This window comes from Flavobacterium sp. GT3R68, assembly GCF_007109225.1.
GTDB lineage: Bacteria > Bacteroidota > Bacteroidia > Flavobacteriales > Flavobacteriaceae > Flavobacterium.
This window is the reverse complement of sequence record NZ_VJZK01000024.1, coordinates 1-1,407: the sequence shown is the minus strand read 5'-3', so window position 1 is coordinate 1,407 and position 1,407 is coordinate 1. Positions and strand designations below refer to the sequence as shown.

General features: G+C 37.6%; 1 protein-coding gene. It reads left to right on the top strand.

Features of this window, described 5'->3' with window-relative positions; all coding sequences use genetic code 11:
* Positions 1-43: 43 nt before the first annotated feature.
* On the top strand, positions 44-1,407 hold a 1,364-nt coding region (locus tag FNW07_RS13610), incomplete at its 3' end, for a site-specific integrase (protein WP_185964657.1).

Below are 1,407 nucleotides of genomic sequence, written 5' to 3'. Positions count from 1 at the left end.
AACATTCTCTCCATAAGAAAACGTTAACCCTCAAATTATGCCTATGCTAGTAAAACAATTTCATTACATAAGCAAAGAAGAATCTCAAATGGTTCTCGAATCAATCAAATATGTAAAGCACAAAGTAATTGTGCTTTTAATGTTGGATGCAGGTTTACGAATTTCAGAAGCGTGCAGTATTAAATGCAAAAATTTTGATTTTAAAAATCGAAATATTACAATTCAATCAGCAAAAAAAAGAGGATCAAAACACTTGCGAACTATTCCCATAGCAAACCGGCTTTATCAAGCTATCGGAGAATATTTAAAAAAGAATAAAATTTCAATAGAAAGTAACTCTTATCTATTCCCTTCCAAAACTTCTTCTTTAGGGCATATTTCAAGAAAAACAATGTGGGAAGCTCTAAACCTAATTAGCAAAAAAACAAATATCCCGGCTTTGCATCCGCATGCCTTACGGCATTCATTTGCAACGCATCATCTTTCTGCAGGTTCATCCCTAGCAGAAATTAAAACCATGCTCGGACATCAAAATTTTAATACCACTTTGATTTATGCCGAAATCCCAACCGAAGAACTACGCCACCGTGTAAACGCCGTCACGGCTTCGCCAATGAAATGGTATAAAAAATTGTATTTGTTCCTGGTCCCAAATCCTCGGGAGCAGCTTATAAATATTGATTTTACCGAGTCTTATTTCACCGTTGGAAGAAATGCCGAATTGACAAACCTAAACCAAAACATCAGCCGGAACATAAAGACTTGGGTAATCGGTGCCATCGGTTCGGGTAAATCGCATTTGCTCAAAAACATTACAACTGATAAAAAAATCTTGAGATTGGACGATACCGACAATATCAAAAAATCATTAGCGCAAATTCTGCTTTTCCTTTTCAAGGAAAAAGAAACCGTTTTGGCTATGCTCTGGAAAGATTTTACAACCGATGAAATCAACAAAAAAATACAACGTGAAAACGTGATTCACCTTTGCGATACTATTATTGCATCGATTCCAGCGTTCGAATACTGTTTGATTATAGATGATATTTCATCAATCACGCCAACAACTAAGAAAGTGATTGAACGCTTGAAAGACACTTTCGTAATCGTCGCCGGTGCCAGGGAAGTAAAAGCGGTAAACACTTCTTTTATTTGGAACTTCGAGAAACTCGAAGTTAAAAATTTACCCCGGCGCGAAGCGCTGCAGCTGATTAATCAATTAGCTAATAATTTGGAAGTCCAAGACCGGGAAATGTTTTGGAATCATATTTTCGACCAAACGGTCGGAAATCCGCGAGCCATCACGGAACTGATTAATAGATACAGAAAAGAACCCTTTTTGGACACGCAAACAATAAGGGAAATTCGGCACTCGGGCGCACTGCCCGAAATCGATATGACCTGGAT